Consider the following 2,514-nt stretch of genomic DNA (forward strand, 5'->3'; position numbering starts at 1 on the left):
GGTATTTGTTATTAATGCACAGAGCTTTCAGGATCAAGCTGGAATGAAGGCAAGCGCCATTTGAATCTCACTGCTGCCATACGCAGCAAGTAACCCACCACAAGTGTCACAATCGTTGCAGTGACATCGTTAATGCCAAACTCGAGTAAGCCTAGGTATAAGCCTGAAGCAATCAGTGCGATAGAGGCGTAAAGCTCTTCATGCAGCACCAGCGGTGTTTGGCGACAGATAAGATCACGCAGCAAACCACCAAATACGCCAGTAACCAGTGCTGATACCATACAGATCATAGGATGAAGGCCCATGTTCATCGCCACTTTAGTACCAATGATACTGAATACAATCAGACCTAGTGCATCTAGACGAATGAACAAGCCTTTAAGTTTAATAACCCACTTAGCTAGGCCTGTTGTGACAACGCCAGCCACACAAGTAATCGCGAGAAACTCAGGGTTCTCAACCCAACCTAACGGGTAGTGACCAAGCAAGATGTCTCGCACTGTACCACCGCCAATAGCCGTTGCGCTGGCAACCAACATTACACCAAACCAATCCATTTTTTGTTTACCAGCACTGAGAGCGCCGGTCATGGCTTCTGCCGTGATGCCAATGATATACAAAACACTTAGTAGCATTGCTGTAGCTCTATTATTTAGGTCTATAAATTGGAGTCTTATAGGCCTTGGAGATATAAAAATGAAGCGCGAGTGTAGTAGTAAAACTGGCGATTTACGAATGAATATTTGTACCGTGAATAAGCATTTCAGATTAGCTAAACTAATCATTCACCTAAAAGTGGTGTAATCTGGATGCTGCAATCGATTGTCCACCTATAGGATAACGATATTGCTAATGTCACTACCCCTAATAGGGCTTTACCGAGCGTGTAAAAAAACGCAAAATGCGCCTGTTCTTTTTACTTTAATTTGATTCTATGACGCACCAATACCCAGACATCATCAATATCTTCAACCAAACCTTTTTCGAGAGCTTCAATACTAAACTCGAACTGGGTGAAGATGAGCCTATTTATCTGCCAGCCGATGAGCAGGTTTCTCACCATCGTATCGTGTTTGCTCGCGGGTTCTATGCCTCGGCATTGCACGAGATCGCGCACTGGTGTGTAGCGGGCCCTGAGCGTCGTCTACTGGAAGATTTTGGTTATTGGTATGAGCCAGATGGCCGAACAGAAGCGGTTCAAGCTGAGTTTGAAAAGGTAGAAATCCGCCCGCAAGCGTATGAATGGATCATTGCAACCAGTGCAGGCTTTCCTTTTAATGTTAGCTGTGACAATCTACACGGCGATTTTGAGCCAGATCGTTTGGCCTTTATGCATAAAGTACACAAAGAAGTGATGGGTATCCTAGAAGTTGGTCTTCCACCAAGAGTCAAAATGCTTTCCGAAGCGTTGCGCGACTTCTACGATGTAGAACCTCTGTGTGCTAGCCAGTTTATTGTGAAATAAGAGAATATTATGATTATCGAATTTGAAGAAAAACTACTTGAAGTAATTGATGCTCGCATTGAAAACGCATCAGACGACGAACTGTTTGCGGGTGGTTACTTACGTGGTCATATCTCTCTTTCAGTGGCTTCATGTGAAGAAGAAGGCATTGAGGATTTGGCTGAAGTGAAAGCGCGTATTGAGAAGAGCCTAGATGATGCTCGCTCTGAACTTACACCAGCAGATCGCACTATTGTGAATGACCTTTGGGTTGAGCTGCAAAACCAAGCTTAATCGCGGGTTATTTATCATTATCTGCTCAGTCCCTTCCTTTCCATTTTGCTGAGCAGTGAAGTTTGAGACTCATTCGAAATTTTTGAATGAGTCTGTCCAATCCTTGTGATGGTTCCATTTTCTGACTACGTTATTCTAATCCTACTTAACGAGATTACAGAAAGGGTTACATCATGAAAGTTATCGCATTCGGCGCAAGCACAAGCTCTACCTCTATCAACAAAACACTAGCAACTTACGCAGCTAACTTGATTGAAGATGCTGACGTAAAAGTTCTCGACATCAATGATTACAACGTTCCTATGTTCAGTGAAGATACTGAAAAAGAGATTGGCCAAGCTGAAGGTGCTCAAGCATTTTTGCGTGACTTAGCTGAAGCGGACGCATTTGTTATCTCTTTCGCAGAGCACAATGGCCACTATCCAGCAGCGTACAAAAACCTATTTGACTGGGCGACACGTATTGAGCGTTCAGTGTTTGGTGAGAAGCCTGCGGTATACCTAGCGACGTCTCCTGGCCCTGGTGGTGCACAAACAGTACTTGGCGCGGCAACAGGTTCTGCACCGTACTTTGGCGGTAACGTAAAAGCATCGGTTTCAGTACCAAGCTTCTACGATAACTTCGACTTTGAATCTGGCGCTATCAGCAACGAAGAGATCGCACAGCAGATTAAAGAAGCCGTCGCTAAGCTTTAACTCTTATTAGTGCTTAAACCCAGTAAAGTCGTTTGAAAGTTTAAGTCATCAGATAAAAAAGCCCGAGAGTGAACTGACCCC

At 44.2% G+C, this 2,514-nt stretch carries 4 protein-coding genes; 3 read left to right on the top strand and 1 reads right to left on the bottom strand.

Going from position 1 to position 2,514, the window contains the following annotated elements; all coding sequences use genetic code 11:
* Window positions 1–11 precede the first annotated feature (11 nt).
* The gene (locus BCT81_RS24495) at window positions 12–635 is read right to left on the bottom strand and encodes a trimeric intracellular cation channel family protein (RefSeq protein ID WP_061033724.1); all 624 of its coding nucleotides are present in this window, start codon (window positions 633–635) and stop codon (window positions 12–14) included.
* Window positions 636–934: 299 nt separating this feature from the next.
* Here BCT81_RS24495 and BCT81_RS24500 point away from each other — a divergent pair, with 299 nt between their 5' ends.
* The 3 genes from BCT81_RS24500 (at window position 935) to BCT81_RS24510 (ending at window position 2,433) form a co-directional block, all read left to right on the top strand.
* Window positions 935–1,465 carry an elongation factor P hydroxylase gene (locus BCT81_RS24500; protein ID WP_102426155.1) on the top strand — a complete coding sequence of 177 codons (531 nt, stop codon included), beginning with the start codon at window positions 935–937 and terminating at the stop codon, window positions 1,463–1,465.
* A gap of 9 nt (window positions 1,466–1,474) precedes the next feature.
* Window positions 1,475–1,738 carry a YfcL family protein gene (locus tag BCT81_RS24505; protein ID WP_004737967.1) on the top strand — a complete coding sequence of 88 codons (264 nt, stop codon included), beginning with the start codon at window positions 1,475–1,477 and terminating at the stop codon, window positions 1,736–1,738.
* Window positions 1,739–1,911: 173 nt separating this feature from the next.
* On the top strand, window positions 1,912–2,433 hold the full coding sequence (locus tag BCT81_RS24510) for an NADPH-dependent FMN reductase (protein ID WP_004737969.1): 522 nt from the start codon (window positions 1,912–1,914) through the stop codon (window positions 2,431–2,433).
* Window positions 2,434–2,514 lie beyond the last annotated feature (81 nt).

The sequence above is a fragment of the Vibrio sp. 10N.261.52.A1 genome, assembly GCF_002876325.1.
Lineage (GTDB): Bacteria > Pseudomonadota > Gammaproteobacteria > Enterobacterales > Vibrionaceae > Vibrio > Vibrio chagasii.